16 protein-coding genes are annotated in these 19,591 nt (G+C 72.0%); 5 read left to right on the top strand and 11 right to left on the bottom strand.

Features of this window, described 5'->3' with window-relative positions; translation table 11 throughout:
- Positions 1-183 precede the first annotated feature (183 nt).
- From ACIPJI_RS30695 to ACIPJI_RS30705, 3 genes are read right to left on the bottom strand one after another with little or no spacing between them, the layout of a single operon-like run.
- Positions 184-1,677, bottom strand: a complete 1,494-nt coding sequence (locus tag ACIPJI_RS30695) for a tripartite tricarboxylate transporter permease (protein ID WP_402250030.1) — start codon at positions 1,675-1,677, stop codon at positions 184-186.
- Positions 1,677-2,207 (bottom strand): tripartite tricarboxylate transporter TctB family protein, encoded by a 531-nt coding sequence (locus ACIPJI_RS30700; protein ID WP_307705608.1) that lies wholly within the window; start codon positions 2,205-2,207, stop codon positions 1,677-1,679. The genes ACIPJI_RS30695 and ACIPJI_RS30700 overlap by 1 nt, the downstream gene beginning before the upstream one ends.
- Positions 2,204-3,187, bottom strand: coding sequence for a tripartite tricarboxylate transporter substrate-binding protein (locus ACIPJI_RS30705; protein WP_356622921.1), 984 nt, complete (start codon positions 3,185-3,187; stop codon positions 2,204-2,206). The genes ACIPJI_RS30700 and ACIPJI_RS30705 overlap by 4 nt, the downstream gene beginning before the upstream one ends.
- 155 nt (positions 3,188-3,342) lie before the next feature.
- On the opposite strand from ACIPJI_RS30705, the gene ACIPJI_RS30710 reads away from it, so the two are divergent.
- Positions 3,343-3,996, top strand: coding sequence for a response regulator (locus tag ACIPJI_RS30710; RefSeq protein WP_307710308.1), 654 nt, complete (start codon positions 3,343-3,345; stop codon positions 3,994-3,996).
- Positions 3,997-4,055: 59 nt separating this feature from the next.
- Here ACIPJI_RS30710 and ACIPJI_RS30715 read toward each other — a convergent pair whose 3' ends face one another.
- Both ACIPJI_RS30715 and ACIPJI_RS30720 read right to left on the bottom strand, forming a co-directional pair.
- Entirely contained in the window at positions 4,056-4,421 is a 366-nt protein-coding gene (locus tag ACIPJI_RS30715; protein WP_307705611.1) for a VOC family protein, read from the bottom strand.
- A gap of 238 nt (positions 4,422-4,659) precedes the next feature.
- A complete protein-coding gene (locus ACIPJI_RS30720) occupies positions 4,660-5,619 on the bottom strand; it encodes a MerR family transcriptional regulator (protein ID WP_402250033.1) in 960 nt (319 codons plus the stop codon).
- A gap of 116 nt (positions 5,620-5,735) precedes the next feature.
- Here ACIPJI_RS30720 and ACIPJI_RS30725 point away from each other — a divergent pair, with 116 nt between their 5' ends.
- The 3 genes from ACIPJI_RS30725 (at position 5,736) to ACIPJI_RS30735 (ending at position 8,702) form a co-directional block, all read left to right on the top strand.
- Positions 5,736-6,383: a hypothetical protein gene (locus ACIPJI_RS30725; protein WP_402250035.1), complete on the top strand. Its 648-nt coding sequence runs from the start codon at positions 5,736-5,738 to the stop codon at positions 6,381-6,383.
- Positions 6,384-6,516: 133 nt separating this feature from the next.
- Positions 6,517-7,350 carry a ribonuclease BN gene (locus ACIPJI_RS30730; protein WP_402250037.1) on the top strand — a complete coding sequence of 278 codons (834 nt, stop codon included), beginning with the start codon at positions 6,517-6,519 and terminating at the stop codon, positions 7,348-7,350.
- A 314-nt stretch (positions 7,351-7,664) separates the two neighbouring features.
- Positions 7,665-8,702, top strand: a complete 1,038-nt coding sequence (locus tag ACIPJI_RS30735; RefSeq protein ID WP_402250038.1) for a lytic polysaccharide monooxygenase — start codon at positions 7,665-7,667, stop codon at positions 8,700-8,702.
- 77 nt (positions 8,703-8,779) lie between these two features.
- On the opposite strand, the gene ACIPJI_RS30740 is transcribed toward ACIPJI_RS30735, so the two are convergent.
- The 5 genes from ACIPJI_RS30740 to ACIPJI_RS30760 form a co-directional block, all read right to left on the bottom strand.
- Positions 8,780-9,649: an alpha/beta fold hydrolase gene (locus tag ACIPJI_RS30740; protein ID WP_356622963.1), complete on the bottom strand. Its 870-nt coding sequence runs from the start codon at positions 9,647-9,649 to the stop codon at positions 8,780-8,782.
- A 187-nt stretch (positions 9,650-9,836) separates the two neighbouring features.
- The gene (locus ACIPJI_RS30745; RefSeq protein ID WP_402250040.1) at positions 9,837-10,802 is read right to left on the bottom strand and encodes a hypothetical protein; all 966 of its coding nucleotides are present in this window, start codon (positions 10,800-10,802) and stop codon (positions 9,837-9,839) included.
- A complete protein-coding gene (locus ACIPJI_RS30750; protein WP_402250042.1) occupies positions 10,799-14,374 on the bottom strand; it encodes a DNA polymerase III subunit alpha in 3,576 nt (1,191 codons plus the stop codon). The genes ACIPJI_RS30745 and ACIPJI_RS30750 overlap by 4 nt, the downstream gene beginning before the upstream one ends.
- Positions 14,375-14,540: 166 nt before the next feature.
- Positions 14,541-15,923, bottom strand: coding sequence for an MFS transporter (locus tag ACIPJI_RS30755; protein WP_402250044.1), 1,383 nt, complete (start codon positions 15,921-15,923; stop codon positions 14,541-14,543).
- A 122-nt stretch (positions 15,924-16,045) separates the two neighbouring features.
- Positions 16,046-16,642, bottom strand: coding sequence for a TetR/AcrR family transcriptional regulator (locus ACIPJI_RS30760; RefSeq protein ID WP_402250046.1), 597 nt, complete (start codon positions 16,640-16,642; stop codon positions 16,046-16,048).
- Positions 16,643-16,736: 94 nt separating this feature from the next.
- Here ACIPJI_RS30760 and ACIPJI_RS30765 point away from each other — a divergent pair, with 94 nt between their 5' ends.
- Positions 16,737-17,810, top strand: a complete 1,074-nt coding sequence (locus tag ACIPJI_RS30765) for a DUF3533 domain-containing protein (protein ID WP_307705623.1) — start codon at positions 16,737-16,739, stop codon at positions 17,808-17,810.
- Between the two features lie 490 nt (positions 17,811-18,300).
- Here ACIPJI_RS30765 and ACIPJI_RS30770 read toward each other — a convergent pair whose 3' ends face one another.
- Positions 18,301-19,386, bottom strand: a complete 1,086-nt coding sequence (locus ACIPJI_RS30770) for a S1 family peptidase (protein WP_356622973.1) — start codon at positions 19,384-19,386, stop codon at positions 18,301-18,303.
- Positions 19,387-19,591 lie beyond the last annotated feature (205 nt).

Genomic DNA, 19,591 nt, shown 5'->3' on the forward strand with positions numbered 1-19,591 from the left:
GGCGCCCGCCACCCCACGGGGGGGGCCGGGGCTGAACGCCCCCTGTCGGCGCTCTAACCGGGGGCCGGTCCGGCCCTGCGCCGGTTGTGGGTGCGGGGGGGGGGGGGGGGGGGGGGGGCCCGGGTGGGGCCCCGCCCCTCACCTCCTCATGCCCTCACGGCTTCGTGTCGTACGACTTCGCGCCTAGGCGGCCGATCGGTTCCTGACGAAGAGCTTCTTCAGCCACGGCCAGCCCAGCAGCACCACGATCACGGCATAGACCGTCACCGAGAACGGCGTGTTGACGAGCCCGACGGCGCTGCCGTCGCTGATCTGGAGCGCGCGGCGCAGCTGCTGCTCGGCCGCCGGGCCGAGGATCACACCGATGACGGCGGGCAGCACGGGAAGGCCGTAGCGGCGCATGCCGAAGCCGATGAGACCGATGATCAGCAGGATCACCAGATCGATCGCCTCGCCGCCGACCGCGTACGCGCCCACCGCCGCGAAGAACAGGATGCCGGCGTACAGGTACGGACGCGGGATGCGCAGCAGCTTCGCCCAGAGCGGCGCGAGCGGCAGGTTCAGCGCGAGCAGCAGCACCATGCCGACGAACAGCGAGGCGATCAGGCCCCACACCAGGTCCGGTTCACGTTCGAAGAGCAGCGGTCCGGGCTGGATGCCGTACTGCTGGAACGCGGCCAGCATGACAGCCGCGACCGCGGTCGTGGGCAGGCCGAGCGTGAGCATGGAGACGAGCGTGCCCGCCGCGGAGGCGGAGGCCGCGGACTCCGGTCCGGCCACGCCCTCGATGGCACCCTTGCCGAACTCGTCCTTGTGCTTGGAGAGCCGCTTCTCCGTGACGTACGACAGGAAGGTGGGGATCTCCGCACCGCCCGCCGGGATCGCGCCGAACGGGAATCCGATGACGGGCCCGCGCAGCCACGGCTTCCAGGTGCGCTTCACATCGGACTTCGCCAGCCACGGCCTGCCGACCGGGATCGCGTCACCGCTGTTGCGCCGCAGATGGGCGGCGACCCACAGGGCCTCGCCGATGGCGAAGAGACCGACCGCGACGATGACGACGTCGATGCCGTCGGCGAGCTGGAGGGAGCCGAAGGTGAGGCGCTGCTGACCGGTCATCTGGTCGAGGCCGACGAGGCCGAGGGTGAGACCGATGAGCAGGGAGGCGAGGCCGCGGATCCTCGAGGAGCCGAGGACCGAGGTGACCGCGATGAATGCCAGCACCATGATGGCGAAGTAGTCGGGCGCGCCGATGTCGACGGCCAGCTCGGCGACGGTCGGTGCGAGGGCGACCAGCAGGACCGTGCCGATCATGCCGCCGGCGAAGTGGCCGCCCGCCGCGGCCGCCAGCGCCTGTGCGCCGCGCCCGGCCTTGGCCATCGGGTTGCCCTCGATCGCGGCGACGACCGCCGCGCTCTCTCCGGGCGTGTTGAGCAGGATCGACGTCGTGGAGCCACCGAACATGGCTCCGTAGTAGATGCCGGCGAACATGATGAAGGCGCCGGTCGGCTCCAGCCCGTACGTCACCGGCAGCAGCAGCGCGACCGCCATGGCGGGGCCGATGCCGGGCAGCACGCCGATGGCCGTGCCCAGCAGGACGCCTATCGCCGCCCACAGCAGGTTGATCGGGGTGAGCGCCGTCCCGAAGCCGTCGAGAAGGGAGTTCAGGGAATCCATCAGAGCACTCCCATCAGCGGGCCGCCGGGCAGCGGGACGCCGAGCAGATTGTTGAAGACGAAGTAGGTGACGACGGAGAGGACGGCCGCGATCAGCGGATCGCGGTCGATGCGCCGGCTGCCGAGCGCGTAGGCGGAGCCCCAGAAGAGCAGCGCCCCCGAGACCGGGAAGCCGAGCGGCCCGATGAGGACCGCGTTCGCGAGGAAGACACCGGCGAGCAGCAGCACGGTCCGCCAGTCGCTCGGCTCGGAGAGGTCGATGTCCTCGCCGCCCTCCGCCTCGCCCCGGCCGCCTCTGAGCACGTCGACGGCGAGGAGGACGGCGACGACCAGCAGGCCGACACCGACGGCGATCGGCACGGTCGTGGGTCCGACGGGCCCGCGCTGGGCGATGTCGACGTCCATGGTGAGCGCGTCGGTCAGGACGAGGACGCCGATGACGAGGAGCAGCGCGCCGACACCGAGTTCGGAGTGTTCCCGCAGCCAGGCACGCCTGTCCGGGGTCTTGGTCGTGGACGTGGTCGAGCTCACAGCCCCAGCTCCTTCAGCACCTGGTCGACGCTGTCGTCCTGCTCGTCGAGGAAGTCGCCGAACTTGTCGCCGGTGAGGAAGGCGTCGTCCCAGCCGTTCTTCTTCATGGAGTCCTGCCACTGCTTCGATTCGTGCAGCTTCGTGACCAGCCCGATGAGCTTGTCGCGCTCGCCGTCGGTGAGGCCCGGCGGTGCCACGATGCCGCGCCAGTTGGTGAATTCGGTGTCGAGCCCGGCCTCACGCAGGGTGGGCGCGTCCAGACCGGGGACCCGCTTCGGCCCGGTCACGGCCAGCAGCCGCAGCTCGCCCGACTTGATCTGGTCGAGGTACTCGCCGACGCCGGAGACCCCGAAGGCGACCTTGTTGCCGAGGATGGAGGCGAGCAGCTCACCACCGCCGTCGAACGGGATGTAGTTGACGGACTTGGGCGCGATCCCGGCGGCCTGCGCCATCAACATGGGCGCGAGGTGGTCGGGCCCGCCGGGCGAGGAGCCGCCGCCGACCGGAAGCTTGCCGGGGTTCTTCTTCCACGCGTCGATCAGCTGGCCGATGTTCTTGTACGGGGAGTCCTTGGCGACCACCACGATGTCCTGCTCCTCCGTGAGCCGGGCGATCGGTGTGGTGTCGGCGAGGGTCTTCGGCGACTTGTTGGTGTGTACGGCGCCGACGACGCCGAGACCCATGGACATGGCCAGCTTGCCGTTGCCGTGCTCGCCGACGAGCCGGGTCAGGCCGACGGTGCCGCCGGCGCCGGGCAGGTTGAAGACCTCGATGTTGTGGGTGAGCCCTGCGTCCTCGGCGTTCTTGGCGGCCGTGCGGGCGGTGATGTCGTAGCCGCCACCGGGGGTGTTGGGAACCATGAACCGCAGACCGGGGATCTGGGTACCGGTTTCTGCGCCGCTGCCCGAGGTGAGCAGCGGCGGCCCCACGAGCACCAGCAGTGCCGCCCCGAGCAGGGCAATGGGGGTGCGCAGTCGCACGGGATCGCCTCTCGTCGTAGATGTGTGAAGTGGCCCACATGTTGCCTGCGCGTTAAGAAGCTGTCTCTCTTCCGGAATCAACGGACGTTGTGGTCCTTGTGGTCGCGGCTTAGCGTGGCGGCGTGACAAAGGTGCTGGTGGTGGACGACGACTTCATGGTCGCCAAGCTGCACAGCCGCTATGTGTCCCAGGCGGAGGGCTTCACGGTCGCCGGGGTGGCCCACAGCGGCGGCGAGGCGCTGCGCGCCGCGGAGCGGCTGCGGCCCGACCTCGTACTGCTCGACATCTACCTGCCCGACATGGACGGCATCACGGTGCTCCGGGAGCTGCGGGCGGCGGAGGAACGTGATCCCGGCCGGCCGAGCGCCGACGCCTTGTTCATCACGGCCGCACGGGACGCGGCCGTGGTCCGCTCCGCGCTGCGCGCGGGCGCGCTGCACTACCTGATCAAGCCCTTCAACCAGGCCGCACTGCATGAGCAGCTCCGGCATGTGGCGGCGCTGCGCTCACGCCTCGACCGGCTGGACGAGGCGCGCCAGGAGGACGTGGACCAGATCTTCGGCACCCGACCGCCCGGCTCCCGCGAGCTCCCCAAGGGCCTCGCCCCGCACACGGCCGAGCTGGTGGAGCGCATCCTGCGGGAGCACCCGGGCGATCTCTCGGCCTCCGAGTGCGCGGCGGCGGGCTCCCTGTCACGGGTGAGCGCGCGGCGGTACCTGGAGTACTTCGCGGAGACGGGCCGGGCCGAGGTGACGCTCCGCTACGGCGGTACGGGCCGCCCGGAGCGCCGCTACCGCCGCATCGGCTGAGGCGGGGGGCGTCACCGGAGTGGCGGGCGGCGCGGGCGGCGCGTGTTCGAAGGTGCGCGTCAGCTGCCGGCCGGTGGCTGGTGGAGGCCGAAGGGCGAGCCCTGGTCGTCGTGGCACAGCTGGAAACGGCCGAAGCGGGCGACCGAGTCCTCGTCGCCGCCGACGTCGATGTCGTCGACCGTGCCGCCGAGCTCGCGCACGCGGGCGACGGCCGCCTGCATGTCGTCGACGCGGAAGAAGACGTACGGGCCGGCTCCGGGGTCCCCTCCGTGCACTCCGCCGGGGACACCGGGGGTGCGGATCGAGTAGCCGCCGCCCTCCGTCGTCCCGGCCTCGAAGGTCCAGCCGAACAGCCCGGCGTAGAAGGTCCGGGCCCGCTCGGAGTCCGCGACGCCCAGTTCGAAGAACGAGATCTCCCCGGCCATTCCCTCTCCCGACGTCGGTGGAACCCGGTGCGGTCCCACCGTACGGCGGGCACCTGGCGGCCGCATCCGGCCGGACGCCCGTCCTCCGGGCGACGTGACGCGACGGACCGGCGGGCCGGAACCCCGGCCTCGCGGACCTGCTGGAACGGCTGGAGCGGCAGCAACGGCTGGAACGGCTGGAACCACCTGAACCGCCGACGAGGCGATGACGTCCCCGCACGGCGCGCGACCGGGCCGGTCATCCGCTGCGCGGCAGTCCGCGGCGGGGCAGCCGGACCCGCAGGGCCTGGACGGACCATGCGAGCACCGGCGCGAGAGCTTCCGGAGCCGGCCAGCCGTTGATGATCGCCAACAGCTCGAAGTACCGCTCTCTACGGGCGTCGTGCAACTCCTCCAGCCGTGTCAGCAGATGACGGCGGAGGTCGACGTCGTCGGCACGGCTCAGGGCATTCGCACAATGTGCTGTGAGCGCCGCGACGACCGGATCGGCTTCGGGCGACTCCGGTCCTACCCCGCCGGCGAGGGCCGGGCCCACGAGGTCACGGACGGTCGCGCCGAGATCCCGGTGCGGGGTCCGTGCGCCGGTGCGGGCGTACTGGGCTGCCAGGTCCTCGGCCGGCCGTCGGACGGCGGCCCGGAAGGCCGGGTCCTGGGACAGTTCGGCCAGTTCCACCCACGCCTTGATCTGCTCCGGATCTGGGTCAACGGGCAGTTCCGGCGTCATCGACCGCATGGCCCCCGCCATGCCGGGGCCGTCACCGAGTCCGCCGAAGACGGCGTCGAGGAAGTCGCCGATCAGGCGTCGGCGTCCGTCTTCGGAAAGCTGTGTCAACGTGTGCATGAGGGCTGTCTCCTCCGGGGTGGAGCCGCGTTCGGCCACCGCCATCAGCACCGCGCGCCGCATGCCCAGGGTGCGGATCTGCACAGCGAGCGCATCGGCGTGAGCCGCCGCCACTTCCGGCAGTGAGCGCTCCCGGTCCATCACCTTGCGAGTGGTGGCAAGATCCAGCCCCAGGTCGCGCAGAGTCCGCACGAGGCCGAGACGGGCGATGGCGTCGAAGCTGTAGAGGCGGTAGCCGGCCGGGCTACGTCCAGCGGGCGACACGATCCCGCGATCCGAGTAGAACCGGATCGTCTTGACCGTGAAGCCGGTCCGCCGGGCCACTTCGCCGATCGAGAAGAGCGCGTCGCCGTTCATGCCCCCACCCTGATGTCTCCCCCCGAGGGAGACTCAAGCTACTGGACGGGTGAGCCTCCTCTCGGTGGCAACGATCAGGACACACACGCCCGGAGCGGGGATCACCCTGCGGCACCATGACCGTCATGAAGCCTGCCGCGCGGCTGCCGCGCCCCCTTGTGACCGTCACGGCCGTGGTGACCCTCGTATCGGTCGCCTGCGGCAGCGAAACCGCCGGAAGCGGAGTCGACCGGGCCGAACTGGAGGCACGCGCGCGTGCCGCCCAAGTGGCGATCGAGAACGTCTATGTCACCGAGGTGCCGGGCTACGAGGTGGCCAAGCAGTCCGTGGGCGTGCTCGGGGCCGACGGGTTCTCGGCGACATACGTCAAGCAGGGGACGGGCGCGCAGATACGTCTCGGTGTCGACAAGGGCTCCATGGACGCGGCGCTCTGCCCGAAGACACCGCTCGGCGTCGGCAGCGGCGGCACGGACGGCGCTGTCGAGTGCGTTGCGGACGGCGCGAGTTGGTACCGCACGGGCGGCACGCAGCACGAGTACGCGACCGAGGTGGACGGCCGGCTGGTGCGGCTCAACGCCGACACGGGGACCGTGGACCGCCGCACCCTCCGCGAGGCGGCCGAGGCGGCGCACGCCGCGAGCGACGCGGAGCTCGATGCCGTACTGCCACCCGCGCGGGGCGACGCCGGGCAGCCGGTCGAACGCGGCGACCTCCCGCCGGCCGGCGACGGCGCGCCCAACAACGATGTGGGGACGAGCGGCTGAGCCGTGGGCCCGACCGCTGGGCCGACACGCCTTGCTGATCGACTTCTTGGCCCTACCTGGCCACTGAGCACGATGTGACCAACTGCGCCGCGCCTTCCCGCGGTGACCGCATCGACCGTGGTAGTCGACAGGCATGCCGATGAAGTCGTCACCTGCCGCGAACCGTTCAACTCCGCTCAGGCGGCTACGCCGAGCAGTCAGCCGTTCGCCGGTCGGGCGTGGATGGCGGCGGAGCAGCGATCTCCAACTGGGGCAGCGTGCACTGGGTTTCGCGGCGCTCGGGTTCCTCACCCTGGTGCCGCTGCTGCTCATCGTCTCGTCGGCCGATCCGGCGCACGGGCAGGGGTTCGCACAGTGGCTCGGGGACGGGCTCGGCTTGTCGACGGCCTCCAGGAGGAAGGTCGAGGAACTGTTCACCCTGCCTGGCCAGGCACTGCGAACCACGACTGCCTTCGGCATCGCCACGCTGGCCGTCTTCGGCCTGACGTTCGGGTCAGCGGTACAGACCGGTTACGAAAGTGTCTGGGCCCTGCCCGCTGCCCGCTGGCACGCCAGGTGGCGGCATGTGGTGTGGCTCGGCGTACTGACCGCGTACCTCTTCGTCTCCGCCACGACCGGGCTGTGGGAAGGATCCGTGTTCGGCACATGGGCCGCGTTGCTGAGCGCCGTTCTCTTCCTCTGGTGGTCGCAGAGGATGCTGCTCGGCGGGCGGGTCGGCTGGCGGGCCTTGTTACCCGGCGCGATGGCGACCGCGCTCGGCCTGTTCGGCCTCAGGATCTTCTCCCAGGTCGTCTTCTCTCCGCTGATTGCTTCCAACGCTGTCACCTACGGTCCCTTCGGAACCGTTCTGGTCCTCCAGGCCTGGCTGGTCGGCGTGGGCGTCGTCGTATTCGGCGGCGCACTGGCCGGTCGTGTGCTGCACGAGGAGCTCCCACGTGTGGCACATGCACTGAAGCGGCGAAGGTGAGCTTCGCACCCCAGGGGGCGATGCCGTGCTCGAAGTCCCGTGCTCATCGGTGACCGTGCCGGGCCTACAGCGGGCCTTCGAAGAACCCGAGGACCGTCGGACCGCTCTTCCTGAGCCCCTTCTTAGCGTCACCTTAAAGGCGCCATAAGGATGGCCCTCACCCCCCGCCAGCAGGCGATTCCGACGTCCCGAGCGGCTAACTTGCAGATCGCCGGGGCCGGTTCGAGCAGTCGGTGCCGTAGTCCGCGGGGGGCCGCGCCGCCTGCTCGAACCGGCCCCGGTCCCCCCATAGCCGCCTTAAGGAGAACGTCCCCATGACCGCTCGCCGCAAGGTCACCACGGTGGCCGCGCTCGGCTTCGCGCCGCTCGCCCTCGCCGGTCTCGCCACGGCGCCGGCGTCCGCCCACGGATCGATGACGGACCCGGTCAGCCGGATCTCCGCCTGTTTCGCGGAAGGGCCGGAGAGCCCGGACTCGGCGGCGTGCAAGGCGCTGGTCGCGGCGGGCGGGACGCAGCCGCTGTACGACTGGAACGAGGTCAACATCGCCAATGCGGCGGGGAACCACAAGCAGTTGATACCGGACGGCAAGCTGTGCAGCGCGGGCCGTGACAAGTACAAGGGCCTCGATCTGCCGCGCGCCGACTGGCCGTCCTCGCCGCTCGCCTCCGGCAACCACACCTTCCGCTACAAGGCGACCGCGCCGCACAAGGGCACGTTCGAGATGTATCTGACGAAGGACGGCTACGACCCCACGAAGCCGCTCAAGTGGTCGGACCTGGAGGAGAAGCCGTTCGCGAAGGTCACGAACCCCGAGCTGGAGAACGGCGCGTACGTCTTCAACGGCATCGTGCCGAACAAGTCGGGCCGGCACCTGGTGTATTCGATCTGGCAGCGCTCGGACTCCCCCGAGGCCTTCTACACCTGCTCCGACGTGGTCTTCGGCAAGGACAGCGGTGGAAGTGCCCCGGCCCCCGCCGCGAGTGCGCCCTCCGAGCAGGACATCGAGAAGGGTGCGGACAAGTCCACGGTCGACCACGGCGGTCACGGCGGTGACGGCCACGGCGAGCCGGCGGGAGCGGGCGCGGGCACAGGCACGGGCACAGGCACAGAGGCCGGGAAGCCCGCGGAGCAGCCGGCGGAGAACGCCCCGGAGGTGAAGGGGGCCGAGGAGCCCGCGGCCGCCCCCGCCGCCCCGGAGACGTCGGACGAGAAGCTCGCCGCCACAGGTGGTGACAGCAGCACCACCTACATGGCGATCGGCGGTGCGGCGGCGCTCGCGGTCGGCGCGGCGGTGCTGTTCGGGCTGGGCCGGCGCAGGACCGTGACGCCGGGCGGACGTCACAGCCGCTGAGTGCGATACACACGGCGGGGCTGCCGCCCGTGCCCGGGGTTCCGGGCGCGGGCGGCAGCCCTTTTGACTGCGCCGGTTCAGCCGAAGACGGACGCGCAGGTGGTGGGTCTCGCGTGCGCCGGGTCGAGCGCGTTGGCCACCTCGTGGTAGGCGATCAGGTCGAACACGCCGATCGCGACGTGCTCCGACAGATCGAGTGGGCAGAGGTCCTGGAGCAGTACGTTGCGGACGTTCGGCCCGCTGAGGTACTGCGAGCGCCAAGGGGTGACCACCTGGTCGTAGCGGGTGGCGATGACCGTGTAGCGCACGCCGGGCACGGTGTCGCCGTCCGCGTTGAGCTTGGTGAGGAAGGCGGATCCGGTGACCTGGTCGGCGAGGGCCGGGGTGTGCCGGCCGAGCAGGTCCGCCGCGCCGGGGAAGTACGGCAGCAGCTTGGTGAAGCCGCTCAGGGTGGTGCCGTGATTGCTGGGGACGATGCCGACGAGGGCGTTCACCTTGGCGGCCCCGCCCAGGAACTTGAGGTAGTAGCGCGGCATCATGCCGCCCTGGGAGTGGCCGACGATGTCGGCCTTGGGTGCGCCGGTGGCGGCGAGCACCTTGTCGACATAGGCGTCGAGTTGCTCCGCCGACTTGTCGACGGGCCCGAGGCCGTGGAAGAAGGGCACGTCGGGGAGCTGCCCGTAGTCGAGGGAGAAGACGCAGTAGCCGCGCTTCACCAGATACGGGGCGAGGACGAGCCAGTTGTCGACGGAGTTCCCGAGGGTTCCGTGGACGAGGACGACGGGGCGGGGATGGGCGGCGGAGGGCTTGCAGTTGTAGTCGTTCCAGCCACTGCTGGGGGCGGCAGTGGCGGGTTCCGCGGTGGCGGTGGCGGCCGGGGTGAGGGCGACGGCCACTGCGAGCATGAGAGCTGACAGTGGTCTGAGCGCACGTTTCCAAGGCAGCATCGATCTGTCTCCTTGCGGCTCAAGGGAGTTGCGATGGCTGGATTCGCTGTGCTCATGTCAACTTACGGGCGGGTAACCAGACCTGGGAAGTTACGCGTCGGTAAAGACTGCCCCTTCTTACGGAGCGGATCTGCTATGCACCGGCTCCGCGACGGTGGGATGCTCCGGCAGGCAGGTGCACGGCGCCCTACGCCGCCAGCGACCCCGGCACGACCGCCCCGGGACCGAACTTCGCGCGTGCCCGGTCCGCGACCTCCTCGATCCGGCGCGCCCGCTCGTCGGCAGGGTCGAACGTCAGCTGCCGCGCGGCCCGTTCGGCCGCCGTCAGGTCCTCGGCACGCAGCGACAGCCCCCGCACCCTGGCCCGCTGAAGCCCGAGCGCCTGATGGAGCGTGTACGCGGCGTCGGCGAGCGCCGACGAGTGGGCGGTCGGCTCCCGCAGGGTGCGGGTACGGGTGGTCGTGGACCGGTCGGCATAGCGCACCGTGAGCGTCAGGGACCTGCAGACCTGACGCTCGCCCCGCATCCGCGACCCCAGCTCCTCCGCGAGCGAGAGCAGCGCCCGCCGGTGCTCGACCTGGTCCAACTCATCGAGGTCGAAGGTCCGTTCGGCGGCCACCGAGCGCGAGAGGGCGTTCGGGACGACCGCCGTACGGTCGATGCCGCGGGCCCGTTCCCACACCTCGCGCCCGGCTCGCGCGCCCAGGATCCGCTGGATCACGGCGAGCGGCGCGCCGGCGACACGGCCGGCGGAGTCGAGACCGTACGCGCACAGGGTGCGGGCGGTCACCGGCCCCACCCCGTCGAGCGCGGCGACCGGCTTGTCGGCCAGGAAGGCCGCGGTCTCCTCCTCCGTCACCGCCAGGGTCGTACCCGGCACCGCCTCGCGCGCGGCCATCCTGGCGATCATGGGTACGGGTCCGGCGCCGATGACGCAGTCCACGCCGCAGTGCGCGAGCGCCCGCACCCGCAGCAGGGAGGCGAGCTGTGCCGCGTCCCGCCCGAAGTACCGCTCCGCGCCCCGGACGTCGACGAGCGCGGCGTCCGGCGGCAGCGCCTGGACGACGGGACTGATGTCCTCTGCCACGGCGAGCAGCGCGGGCAGCGCCGCCTCGTACATGGGCGACAGCAGGAAACGCACGTAGAGGATCATCCGGCACTCCCGGGACTTTGATGCCACAACTTCCTTCCACCCGCGGCGGCTTCACCCGCGGGCTTGAGATCCGCCCAGGGGTTGAGCTCGTAGCCCGTCGGCAGCTGGATCCGGCGGCCGTTGTCGGACCCGGCCTCGCCGTCCGGCTCCGGCGCCGGGGCGGCCAGCCGGGCGGCGACCGCGTCGAGGCCGCCGGTGCGCCGCAGTTCCACCAGCTCCGCCAGGTTCCAGGCGGCCGAGCCGACCACGCTGAGGCTGCGCGGTCCACGGCGCTGCACCACACCGCGCACCAGCAGCAGCCAGGAGTGGAAGACGGTGTGGGCGCAGGCGGCGTGGCTGTCGTCGAAGAAGGCGAGGTCCACCAGGCCGGTGCCGTCGTCGAGCGTGGTGAAGATGACCCGCCTGCCGGAGCGGATCGGCGGTGTCTGGGTGGCCGCCTTGGCACCCGCGACGAGCACCGTCCGCCCGTGCGGGGCATCGCGCAGCCGCTGCGCGGAGAGCACGCCGAGCTCGGCCAGGAAGGCATGGTGATCCGCCATCAGGTGGCGGGAGGCGTCCATGCCGAGCACGCCCAGCTCGGCGCTGAGGCGTTCCGCGTCCCCCAGGTCGGGCAGCCCGACCGGTGCGGTCTTCTGCCCCTGGGCCAGCGGGAGCTGGCTGCCGTAGGACGCGGCGCCGCGCTGGGTGCGGTGCAGTTCGGCGAGGTGCAGCAGCAGATCGCGGCGGTTGGCGCCGAAGGCGTCGAGCGCGCCGACCTGGGCCAGCCGCTCGGCGACCGGCCGCGAGGGACAGGCCCGCTGCCAGAAGTCCAGCAGCGAGGAGTACGGCTGCCCCGCCTCGATGCGCGCCGCCTCCGCCTCGCTGATGCCATGGACGTCGGAGAGCGCGAGCCGCAGCCCCCAACGGCCTTGTCCAGGACGGGAGCCGGCGACAGCGCCGGGACCAGGACCGGCGCCGAGCCGGGCGTCGCGACCAGGACCGGGGCCTGGACCGGAGCCGGGCCGGGCACCACGAACGGCACCAGGGCCTGTACCGGTACCGGCCTGGAACGACACGTCATCAGACACCAGTTCGATTCGGTGAGCGACCGCAGACCGGTTCACGTCCAGCGGCAGCACCGGCACCCCGCGCCGCCGCGCGTCCGCCAGCAGCAGCCGCTTCGGATACATCCCGGGGTCGTGGGTGAGCAGCCCGGCGTAGAAGGCCGCCGGATGGTGCGCCTTGAGCCAGGCCGACTGGTACGTGGGCACGGCGAACGCGACCGCGTGCGCCTTGCAGAAGCCGTACGACCCGAAGGCCTCGATGATCTCCCAGGTCCGGCCGATCACCTCGGGCGTGTAGCCCTTCGCCCCGGCGTTCTGCGCGAACCAGGCCTTGATCTTCCCTTGTGACTCGGGGTCGGAGAGACCGCGCCGCACCCGGTCGGCCTCGTCCCGGCCGCAGCCGGTCATGATGTCCAGGATCTCGATGATCTGCTCATGGAAGACGACCACTCCGTACGTCTCCCGCAGCGGCCCTTCCAGGTCGGGATGCGGATAGCGGGCGGGTGCCCGGCCGTGCCTGGCCTCGATGAACGGCCGCACCATGTCGGCCGCGACCGGCCCCGGACGGAACAGCGAGATGTCGACGACCAGGTCGCCGAAGGTCTCCGGCTGAAGCCGTCCCACCAGGTCGCGCTGACCGGGCGACTCGATCTGGAAGCAGCCCAGTGTCTCGGTCGACTTGATGAGCCGGTAGGTGGCCGGGTCGCCCGGCGGCACGGCGTCGACGTCGACCTCCTCGCCGGTGGCCCTGCGCACCTCGGCGACCGCGTGCGCCATCGCCGACTGCATCCGCACCCCGAGGACGTCGAGCTTGAGCAGCCCGAGCTCCTCCACGTCGTCCTTGTCGAACTGGGACATGGGGAAGCCTTCGCCGCTGGTCGGCATCACCGGCGTGCGGGTGAGCAGCGAGGCGTCGGAGAGCAGCACGCCGCACGGGTGCATGGCGACCCCGCGGGGCAGCGCGTCCAGCGCCTCGACCAGCTCCCACATCCGTTCCCGCCGCTTCGACTCCCTTGCCACCTCCCGCAGTTCCGGCAGTTCGGCCAGGGCCGCGCGGGCGTCGCGGGCCCGGATGTGCGGGAAGGACTTGGCGAGCTTGTCGATCTCCGCCGGGTCCATGGACAGGGCGGCGCCCACGTCCCGGATCGCGTGCCGGACCCGGTAGGTCTCCGGCATGGCGACGGTCGCGACCCGCTCCTCGCCGAAGCGGCCGATGATCTCCCGGTAGACCTCGAGCCTGCGGGCGGACTCCACATCGATGTCGATGTCGGGCAGGACACGCCGCCGCTTGGACAGGAAGCGCTCCATCAGCAGCCCGTGCTCGACCGGGTCGGCGTGCGCGATGCCGAGGAGGTGGTTGACCAGGGAGCCGGCTCCGGAACCGCGCGCCGCGACCCGGATGCCCATGCCCTTGACGTCATCCACGACCTGAGCGACCGTCAGGAAGTAGGAGGCGAAGCCGTGGTGGGCGATGATGTCCAGCTCGTGGTGCATCCGCTCCCAGTACTCGCGCCGTCCGTCGTACCCGCGCAGCACCATTGAGGCGGCGGCCCGGGAGGCCAGCACCCGCTGCGCGGAGCGGTACTCGGCGCCGACGAGGGCCGGCTCCGGGAAGTGGACGCTCCCGATCCCGAGATCGTCCTCGGGGTCGACCAGGCATTCGGCGGCCGTCTCCTCCGTCACGGCGAGCAGCCGGTGCGCGAGCTCGCGCCGGAAGCCGGCGGCCTCCGAGACCCGGGCGGCGAGGGCGGCCATCGCCGCCGGGTCCTTCAGCCAGCGTTCACCGCTGTCGAGGCCCTTGCGCGGGTCGACCGGTACCAGGCGGCGGGCGGCGTCGAGGACGTCGGCGACCGGGCCCTGGCCGGGGTCGGCGTAGCGGACGGCGTTGGTCAGCACGGGCCGTACGCCCTGCTCGGCGGCGAGGCCGAGGGTACGGGCGGCATGGCGCAGCGAGCCGGGACCGGTACCGCCCCCGCCGTGGTGCACGACCTCCAGACGCAGCCGGTCGCCGTACCGCTCCCGCCAGGGGACGAGCAGCTTGGCCGCGCGGTCGGGCCGGCCGGCGGCCAGTGCCCTGCCCACCTCGGACGACGGGCCGAGCAGCACGGTCAGCCCGTCGCCGTGGTTGTCGTCCCAGGGCAGCAGGGGGCTGCGCGGGTCGGTGGCGTGGGCGGCGGTGATCATCCGGCACAGGTCGGCCCAGCCGCGGCGGTCGCGGGCCAGGAAGACGGTGCGGGGCGAGGATTCGTCGACGAACGCTCCGCCGCGCACCGGGGTGCGGCGCCGCTCGGCGGGCCCCTCCTGCCGCGCCCGCTCCCCCACGGCGAGGTCCACCCCGAACAGCGGCCGTACGCCCTCCTTGGCGCAGGCGGTGACGAAACGGACCGCGCCCGCCAGGGTGTCGCGGTCGGTCAGCGCGAGGGCGTCCATGCCGCGCTCGGCGGCGCGGCCGGCCAGCCGCTCCGGGTGGGAGGCCCCGTACCGCACAGAGAACCCGGAAACGGTGTGCAGATGCGTGAAGTAAGGCATCCGCACCTCCTGAATCAGTCGTTCTCACCTCCCCCACCTCCAACCATAGACCAGTTTCGAACACACGTACGACACATTCTCGGAGCCTTCCCGCAGCCCCGCATTTCCGTCCCCCGCACGGCGGCAGTGAGGTACCGCGCGGGGCGGCCGCGAGGGCCGCGCGGGGTTACGGAGCGGTGCGCGGGCGCGGCGGGACAGCACCCGTACGGCCCGGCAGCGCCGCCGTCAGGAGCGCACCGGCCGCCGCCACGGCCGCGAGAACGGTCAGCGCAGGACCCGTCGCGGAGACGGACATCACCACGGGGCCGGCCGGTCCCCCGCCGGGTGCGGCGAGCGTCATCAGCGCGGTCGCCACGGCCACCCCCAGCGCCGGGCCGATGTTCATGGCGGTCTGCTGGAGCCCGCCCGCGACCCCGGCGTACTCCGTCGGCGCGCCACGCACGACGACCGCCGTCGCGGCGACCATCGCGGCACCGAAACCGGCGCCCACCAGGAAGAACCCACCGCCGATCGGCACCACGCCCGCCGCCCGGTCGAGGCGGGAGAGCACGAGGACGCCGAGGACGAGGAGGCACATCGCCACCACGGTCGTCCGACGCGGACCGTACCGGCGCAGCGCCACCGCGCACACCGGCGCGCCCACGACCACCGCCACCGCCCCCGGCAGCGCCTGCAGAGCACTCCGGAAGGGGTCGAGACCGAGGACGCCCTGAAGGAAGTAGACACCGGCGAACAGTGCCCCGGACAGCACCGCCGACGCGCACACCAGCACCCCGAGCGCCGAGGCGACGGCGGCCGACCCGAGCACCTCCGGCGGCACCAGCGGGTTCCGGCCGTGCCGTACGTGCCGTACGAACGCGCCACCGGCGACGACCGCCGCGCCGCACCCCGCCACGGTCACGGCCACCCGGCCGGTGCCCGGCATGCCGACGAGCGTGTGCACCAGACAGACCAGGGTCACCGCGAGCAGGCAGGCCCCGACCGGGTCGAGCCCGGTCCTGGGCGCCGGGACGGGCTCCGGGTCCCGCACGGCGAGGACGAGCAGCCCGATCACCAGCGCCGGTGCCACATTGAGCAGGAAGACGGACCGCCACCCCAGCTCGGCGGCCAGCGCCCCGCCGACGACCGGTCCGGCGGCGGCCGCCGCTCCGATCGCGCTGGTGCGCAGCGCGATGGGCATTCCCAGCCGGTCGGACGGAAAGGCGGCCCGCAGCATGCCGAGAGTGGCCGGCTGCAGCAGCGCGCCGAAGACTCCCTGCGCGATGCGCAACGCGATCACCCAGCCGATGTCCGGCGCCAGGCCGATGCCGGCGGACGCGGCTCCGAAGCCCAGCATCCCGACGGCGAAGACCTGCCGGTGGCCGTACCGGTCTCCGATGCGCCCGGCGAGGACGAGCAGGCTCGCCACCGCGATCAGATAGCCGGTGCCGGTCCACTGGATCTGTTCGAACGACGCGTGCAGATCCCGCTGCATGACGGGCTGCACGATGGTCAGTACGGTGCCGTCCAGGGCGACGACCGAGGCGCCGACGACACTGCCGGTGAGCATGATCCGCCGATGGGCCGCGCCCCGGCCCGCGCTCGGGGCCGCGCCCTGGCCGGCACTTCGGTCCGCGCTCGGGACCGTGCTCCGGCCTGCGCTTCGTCCCGCGCGGCCCGGGTTCGGTGTGCTCACCTGGGGTCCGGCCCGAGGTGAGCGTCCAGGACGGTGCGCAGCAGTGGCTCCACGTCTTCGGTGCCCGTCGCGAGCTGGAGGGTGCCCCAGCCCCACAGCTGGGCGATGCCGTGCAGATTGGCCCACAGCGCGGTCGCGACGACCTGCGGCGGAGCGTCACCGGGACGCGGCCGCACCTGCGCCACCGCGTCCACGAACCTGCCGAACAGCGGCAGGCTGGTCTCCCGCAGACCGAGATGACCGCTCTTGAGCAGGTCGTGGCGGAACATCAGCTCGAACATGCCGCCGTCGGTCCGTGCGAAGTCCAGATAGAGGCGGCACAGTGCGGCGACCCGGGCACGGGGGTCCTCCTCGACGCCGTCGACGACGTCGGCGGACCTGCGCGCCAGGTCGGCGAAGCCCTCCCGGGCGATCGCGGACAGCAGGGACAGGTGGGTGGGGAAGTAGCGCCGCGGGGCGCCGTGCGAGACGCCCGCTCTGCGGGCGATCTCCCGCAGGGAGAGCGCTTCCACTCCCCTGGTGGTCACCAGCTCGACCCCCGCCGCCACCAGCCTGGCCCGGAGACTTTCGTCGTGTTGCTTCACAGACGTCATAGACAGTGTCTACCGCACCTCGTAGACACTGTCTACTTCAGCCATTCGGACCTTACCGCCTGCGCGTGCGGCGGGCGCCGTCGAGCGTTGGGCCATGGCACAGACGGCACAGACGGACGGCGAGCCGCGCAAGGGGTTCCTCGACGAGGTCAAGGACGCGGTGACCGTGCGGGCCGCGATCCTGGTCATCGGAGTGCTGGCGCTCCAACTCGGCTTCATCACGTCGTACATCGGCGCCTTCCACCAGCCGAAGCCGCACATGATCCCGCTGGCGATCACCTCACCCGACACGCAGATCGCCGACGAGGCCCTGTACCGGCTCGCCCGGCTACCTGGTGACCCCCTGGAACCACGCACCGTCGGCGACGAGGCGGCCGCCCGGCGGCAGATCCTGGAGCGAAAGGTCGACGGGGCGCTCGTCATCGACCCACGCGGCACCACCGACCGGCTGCTGGTCGCCGGCGGCGCCGGGGGAGCGCTCTCCGAGGCGCTCGCCGCGGTCGTCGGAAAGGTGGAGCAGTCGCAGCAGCGCAGGGTCGAAGTCGTGGACATCGTCCCGGGCGCCGCGGGCGACGCACGGGGCCTCTCCTCGTTCTACCTGGTGGTCGGCTGGTGCGTGGGGGGCTATCTGTGCGCGGCGATCCTGGCCATCAGCGCGGGCGCCCGGCCCGCCAACGGGGCCCGCGCCGTCATCCGGCTCGGCGCGCTGCTGCTGTACTCGATCACCGCGGGACTGCTCGGCACGGTGATCGCCGGCCCGGTCCTGGACGCGCTGCCCGGAAGCGTCTGGGCACTGTGGGGCCTCGGCACGCTGCTCGTCTTCGCGGTCGGAGCGCTCACGCTGGCGCTCCAGGGACTGGCGGGGATCGTCGGCATCGGCCTGGCGATCCTGCTCGTGGTCGTCCTCGGCAACCCGAGCGCGGGCGGGGCCTACCCCTACCCGCTCCTCCCGCCGTTCTGGCGCGCGATCGGCCCGGCGCTGCCACCGGGAGCGGGCACGTACGCGGCGCGCTCCATCGCGTACTTCAGGGGGAACGGGGCGGGCGGACCGATGCTGGTGCTTGCCGCGTGGGCGGTGGCCGGCTCGGCGGTCACGCTGGCGTGCGCGGTGGTGCGGGGGCGGCGCGCGGAGGAGTCGCCGCGGGCGGTCGGAGCGGTGCGGGCCTGACGGGCGGGGTGGCCGCCGCGCGGGGCTTGTCCCCGCCTCCCCTACGCCCTGGCGGCCGTGGGGCCCCCACTTCCCGAACCGGAGCAAGCCCCGGACCCCGTACCGCGCTTCGCCCGGTGTCCTCAATCTTCCGCTACGGCCTGGCGGCCATGGAGGTGCCCCCAGGCGGGGCTCAAGTTACCCGGCAACTCACACCCCGCCGACGTGAGTTGCCTGGCAACTCCAGCCCCGCCGGCGATTGAGGCGCGGGGTCCGGGGGCGGAGCCCCCGAAACACCGCGCGGAGCGCGGTGCCGGGTCCGGGGGCGGAGCCCCCGAAACACCGCGCGGAGCGCGGTGCCGGGTCCGGGGGCTGGCCCCCGGTTACGGGAAGGGGCGGGTAGGGGAACTGGCCCGCCGCAGGCGCCACGCACCCGCCCCGCCCCAAAAAACCACGGCCCCGCCCCCGCCACGGACACGTGGCAGCGGCGGGGCCGGGCAGAAGAAGGACGTCAGCCGATTTCCGCACCCAGGACCGACAACGCCTCCGTCACCGGCTGGAAGAACGTCTCGCCGCCCGAGCTGCAGTCGCCGCTGCCGCCCGACGTGAGGCCGATCGCCGCGTCGCCCGAGAAGAGGGAGCCGCCGCTGTCGCCCGGTTCCGCGCAGACGTTCGTCTGGATGAGGCCCTCGACGATGTCGCCGTTGCCGTAGTTCACGGTGGCGTCGAGGCCCGTCACCTCACCGTCGTGGACCTGCGTGGTGGAGCCGCTGCGCGTCACCTGCATGCCGACGGTCGCCTCGCCCGCCTGGGTGATGGCCTGGGACCCGCCGTCGTAGAGGTTCACCTCGCTCGGGTGCTCCGTGGCGCCGTTGTACTTCACCAGCGCGAAGTCGTTGCCGGGGAACTGCGAGTCGACCATCGTGCCGACGGCCGGGCCGCCCGCCGAGTCGGACCACTCGCTGCCGGACTGCCCGCAGTGCCCGGCGGTGATGAAGTGCGGCTCGCCGTCCTTGACCACATTGAAGCCGAGCGAGCAGCGCCCGCCGCCCGAGTGGATGGCGTCGCCGCCGGCGATGAAGGGCCTGAACTCGCCCGCGGTCTTCTTGAGCTCCGCCTTGGCGCCGAGGCCCTTGACGACCTCCTGAAGCTTGGCCCAGTCGGCGCCCTCGACCGTGCGGTCGGCGGTGACGACGACCTTGTTGGTGACCGGGTCGGTCGCCCACGAGGTGCCGGGGATGGTCGCCTTGTCCGTGAGGGTCTGCCGGGCGCTCTTCAGCTCGACGAGGGTGTTCTCGACGACCCTGGCCTTGCCTCCCGCCTCGCGCACCGTCTGCGCCGCGTCCTCGCTGAGCACGTTCACGATGAGCGCCTTGGCCTTGGCGTCGTAGTACGCGCCGGCCTCTTCGGCACCCAGGTCCGCCCTCAGCGTGGCGGCGAGGTCCCCGGCCGCCGGCGCCGTGAGCGCCTTCACGTCGAACTGCGGAGTGTGGTCACTGGCGTTCGCGCTCTGGAATGTGACGCCCGCGGCGACGATGGCGACGACCGCGCCGCCTGCTACTGCCGCTTTTCTCTTGGGTATGCGTCGGTGCTTCAACTTCGACCTCCTGTGGGGGCCGCGCCCGGAGCAAGTGGGGTGCCCGGACGCGGAGGATGAGTCGCCCACTATTCCGAGGCGTCGCAGTCGCACACAAGGTCGACTACGGGACGGGCACACGACAACACTGTTGCGTTCACAGCCTCTTCACAGGATCCGGAAGCAGAACGTGAATGCCCCCGACAGTCGGCCGCCTGATGGGTAA

This window comes from Streptomyces sp. NPDC086835 (assembly GCF_044745705.1).
Lineage (GTDB): Bacteria > Actinomycetota > Actinomycetes > Streptomycetales > Streptomycetaceae > Streptomyces.

What these genes read in the sequence shown, in the direction of transcription:
- ACIPJI_RS30695 (WP_402250030.1), bottom strand. Translation starts at nt 1,677, where the DNA reads ATGGATTCCCTGAACTCCCTTCTCGACGGCTTCGGGACGGCGCTCACC.
- ACIPJI_RS30710 (WP_307710308.1), top strand. Translation starts at nt 3,343, where the DNA reads ATGGTCGCCAAGCTGCACAGCCGCTATGTGTCCCAGGCGGAGGGCTTC.
- ACIPJI_RS30715 (WP_307705611.1), bottom strand. Translation starts at nt 4,421, where the DNA reads ATGGCCGGGGAGATCTCGTTCTTCGAACTGGGCGTCGCGGACTCCGAG.
- ACIPJI_RS30720 (WP_402250033.1), bottom strand. Translation starts at nt 5,619, where the DNA reads ATGAACGGCGACGCGCTCTTCTCGATCGGCGAAGTGGCCCGGCGGACC.
- ACIPJI_RS30725 (WP_402250035.1), top strand. Translation starts at nt 5,736, where the DNA reads ATGACCGTCATGAAGCCTGCCGCGCGGCTGCCGCGCCCCCTTGTGACC.
- ACIPJI_RS30730 (WP_402250037.1), top strand. Translation starts at nt 6,517, where the DNA reads ATGCCGATGAAGTCGTCACCTGCCGCGAACCGTTCAACTCCGCTCAGG.
- ACIPJI_RS30735 (WP_402250038.1), top strand. Translation starts at nt 7,665, where the DNA reads ATGACCGCTCGCCGCAAGGTCACCACGGTGGCCGCGCTCGGCTTCGCG.
- ACIPJI_RS30740 (WP_356622963.1), bottom strand. Translation starts at nt 9,649, where the DNA reads ATGCTGCCTTGGAAACGTGCGCTCAGACCACTGTCAGCTCTCATGCTC.
- ACIPJI_RS30745 (WP_402250040.1), bottom strand. Translation starts at nt 10,802, where the DNA reads ATGATCCTCTACGTGCGTTTCCTGCTGTCGCCCATGTACGAGGCGGCG.
- ACIPJI_RS30750 (WP_402250042.1), bottom strand. Translation starts at nt 14,374, where the DNA reads ATGCCTTACTTCACGCATCTGCACACCGTTTCCGGGTTCTCTGTGCGG.
- ACIPJI_RS30755 (WP_402250044.1), bottom strand. Translation starts at nt 15,923, where the DNA reads ATGCTCACCGGCAGTGTCGTCGGCGCCTCGGTCGTCGCCCTGGACGGC.
- ACIPJI_RS30760 (WP_402250046.1), bottom strand. Translation starts at nt 16,642, where the DNA reads ATGACGTCTGTGAAGCAACACGACGAAAGTCTCCGGGCCAGGCTGGTG.
- ACIPJI_RS30765 (WP_307705623.1), top strand. Translation starts at nt 16,737, where the DNA reads ATGGCACAGACGGCACAGACGGACGGCGAGCCGCGCAAGGGGTTCCTC.